This is a genomic window from Sphingorhabdus sp., assembly GCF_044357595.1.
In the GTDB taxonomy this organism is placed as follows: domain Bacteria; phylum Pseudomonadota; class Alphaproteobacteria; order Sphingomonadales; family Sphingomonadaceae; genus Sphingorhabdus_B.
Window position 1 is genome coordinate 1 of the sequence record NZ_JBIKPH010000208.1, and the last position, 2,674, is coordinate 2,674.

A 2,674-nucleotide genomic window follows, 5' to 3' on the forward strand; every position below is an offset into this window, starting at 1 on the left:
GTCGAGGACTTGGCGCACAATCTTTGCTTCGCCCATGTCCCTGCCGTCTTCCCACATCGCCGCCATGACCGTGTCGACATAAAGCGCAAAGCAGCCAAGCTGCTGGGCAGCAACTGCGCCGCGCATCAGATATAGCGAGTTTATCGGAAAACGCGGGTTCATCTTGAATGGCAAAGCATGCGCCTTCACGAAGCGGTCAAACTCAAGCATTTCGTAATTCCGCTTAGCCGGCGTTTCGGCATAACGCATCATGGGCGCTTGGTTGTTCGTCAGTTTGAACAGGCCACCCAGCAGAATGGGGACATACACAGGCTCCGCGCCGGTGCGCGCACAGATCTCGGGCAAGCTCTTGTGCGCGAGATAGCTATTCGGTCCGCCAAAATCGAAAAGAAACTCCAAATTTTTTGCCATCAGAAACTCTCCGACCAAGGACGCAAGTCTATCTCATGTGTCCAGGCGGTGCGGTGTTGTTTGTGTAAGGCGACATATTGCAGCGCGATGGCATCGGGCGACAATATACCGTCAGCGGCCTTCGCTGCTTCAAAATCAGGGTGGATGCCGCGGATGAACGCCGTATCGATTCCGCCGTCGATAATGACATGCGCGACATGTATATTCTGTGGCCCAAGTTCACGCGCCATCGACTGCGCTAGCATGCGCAATGCACCTTTCGCACCAGAAAAAGCTGAAAATCCTTTGCCGCCGCGAATGCTTGCAGTTGCGCCAGTAAAAATGATGGTGCCCGATTGCCGCTCGACCATCCGCCGTGCAGACTCACGCGCCATAAGGAAACCAGCGAACGCGGCCATCTCCCAAACTTTGCGGTACACTTGCGCGGTCATATCAAGCACCGAGAAATTGACGTTGGCGCCGATGTTAAAGACCGCGACTTCTATCGGCCCGACGTCGCGTTCAATCGCGTCGACCATCGCGACCACATCATCTTCGATGCGAGCATCGGCAGGGTAAGCGTGCGCTTTGTAACCCTCATCGCGGATCGATTGAGCGAGAGCCTCAAGTTGATCGGCATTGCGCGCACGGCGGTTGACGCAAGCGACATAGCCTTCGCGCGCAAAGGCCTTAGCGATTGCGCCGCCTGTTGCGTCACCTGCGCCGACGATAAGGGCCGCCTTACTCAATCTTTTTCAAGTGTGCATTGCAGTGGGTGCTGGTTCTTCAGGGCAAAGTCCATCACCTGCGTTACCTTTGTTTCAGCCACTTCATAGGTAAAAATGCCGCAAACGCCGACGCCCTTTTGGTGTACATGGATCATAACCCGCGTGGCTTGATCAGTGTCCATCTGAAAAAACGCCTTGAGGACATGTACGACAAATTCCATCGGCGTGTAATCGTCGTTCAGCAGCAACACCTTATACAGGCTTGGCTTCTTTGTTTTCGGGCGCGTGCGCGTGGCAAGGCCGACCCCTGGTCTGCCACCATTTTTATCGTCATCATCTTGCGCCATAGATATTTGCATAAAGCTGAAATAGGATATGGGAGGGGGACTCTGCAAGCCCCGTTCACTATCAATTCGGTCGCACCAAAAAGAAACCGCCCTTTCCCCAAGGAAAAGGACGGCTTCTTCGTTGGATTGCACCGGTTTATTTCGACTGCCCACCACCAAAAGGAGGAGAGAGAGAAGGTGGCAGGCGTATAACCCACCGGCGCAATATCGTTCGAAAGCTTATGCAGCTTTCTTGAAAAGCTCAGTCGTTACCGCGATGCGGTTTGAGATTGGCTGGAACATTTCGTTCACCAGCTTAACCATTGCTTCTGTATTCTTCGAACCCTGGGCAACTGCGGTGTCGAAACCCTTGCGGGCCATCTCACCTTGCAGCTTGACGAAATCGGTTGGAGATTTCACGGCGGTCAGTTCCTTCACGGCAGCCTGGACGTCTTCGAAACTCTTCTTAGCGAATTCCATATTGGTCTTACCCATTTCTTGAGCGCCCTTAGCGACGATTTTGCCGGCTTCAACGACAGCGTCAACATTTGCCTGGTTGAATTCGACGGCTTCCGCGGCAAACTTCTTACCCTTTTCAGCGGCTTCGCTTGCCTTCACGCGGACGTCTGCAAAAAACTCGGTTGCTTTTTCTGTGGTGGCTTTAACACTGTCAGTCATCTTTGATACTCCTTTAGCAATCGGCGTTGTTTCAACAGACACGGTTTTATGCGCCAGCGAAGCAGCAGGCGTTTCCACCTTGGTCTTAGCAACGATGCTCGATGCAGCCTTCAAAGCGACGTCCTTCATCGCCGCGACTTTGGCGGTTTTCGACGGAGTAGGGGTTTCTGCTTTGCGCGTCATAAGTGAGCACCATTTCTGCTGTGTTGCACTGCACAATAAATGCAGTGACAAACCGTGTCAACAAAAATGTTGCACTGCACAAAAATGACTTGGCGGGGCCTTAGTCCGCCAATGTTAGACGTTCAAAGCGTTCATAGTGATGATCAGCAGAACCGAACTGGTTTTCGATCATTGTTGCCCGTTTGAAGAAATGGCCGATCGCCAATTCTTGGGTAATGCCAATGCCGCCATGTGTTTGGATGGCGCTTTGGCCAACAAACTTTGCAGAGCGCGAAACCTTCGCCTTGCAAGCCGATACCGCCGCCATGCGTTCGGCAGCGGGCAGATCAAGCTTCAGCGTTGCCATTGTGGTCATGGATTTCGATTGCT

The 2,674-nt window shown here is 53.0% G+C and carries 5 protein-coding genes; all 5 read right to left on the reverse strand.

All coding sequences use genetic code 11. From position 1 onward, the window contains the following. A partial coding sequence (locus ACIQ2T_RS13090; RefSeq protein WP_397591187.1) for a 2-hydroxychromene-2-carboxylate isomerase occupies positions 1 to 411 on the reverse strand: 411 nt, incomplete at its 3' end. Continuing rightward, positions 411 to 1,139, reverse strand: a complete 729-nt coding sequence (locus ACIQ2T_RS13095) for an SDR family NAD(P)-dependent oxidoreductase (protein ID WP_397583064.1) — start codon at positions 1,137 to 1,139, stop codon at positions 411 to 413. The genes ACIQ2T_RS13095 and ACIQ2T_RS13090, both read right to left, overlap by 1 nt. Beyond that, entirely contained in the window at positions 1,136 to 1,465 is a 330-nt protein-coding gene (clpS, locus tag ACIQ2T_RS13100; protein WP_306064361.1) for an ATP-dependent Clp protease adapter ClpS, read from the reverse strand. Before clpS ends, ACIQ2T_RS13095 begins: the two co-directional genes overlap by 4 nt. 219 nt (positions 1,466 to 1,684) lie before the next feature. Beyond that, entirely contained in the window at positions 1,685 to 2,305 is a 621-nt protein-coding gene (locus ACIQ2T_RS13105) for a phasin family protein (protein WP_397591188.1), read from the reverse strand. A gap of 100 nt (positions 2,306 to 2,405) precedes the next feature. Then, positions 2,406 to 2,674, reverse strand: a 269-nt coding sequence (locus ACIQ2T_RS13110; protein ID WP_397591189.1) for an acyl-CoA dehydrogenase family protein, incomplete at its 5' end; no start/stop codon positions are given.

What these genes read in the sequence shown, in the direction of transcription:
- clpS (WP_306064361.1), bottom strand. Translation starts at nt 1,465, where the DNA reads ATGGCGCAAGATGATGACGATAAAAATGGTGGCAGACCAGGGGTCGGC.
- ACIQ2T_RS13105 (WP_397591188.1), bottom strand. Translation starts at nt 2,305, where the DNA reads ATGACGCGCAAAGCAGAAACCCCTACTCCGTCGAAAACCGCCAAAGTC.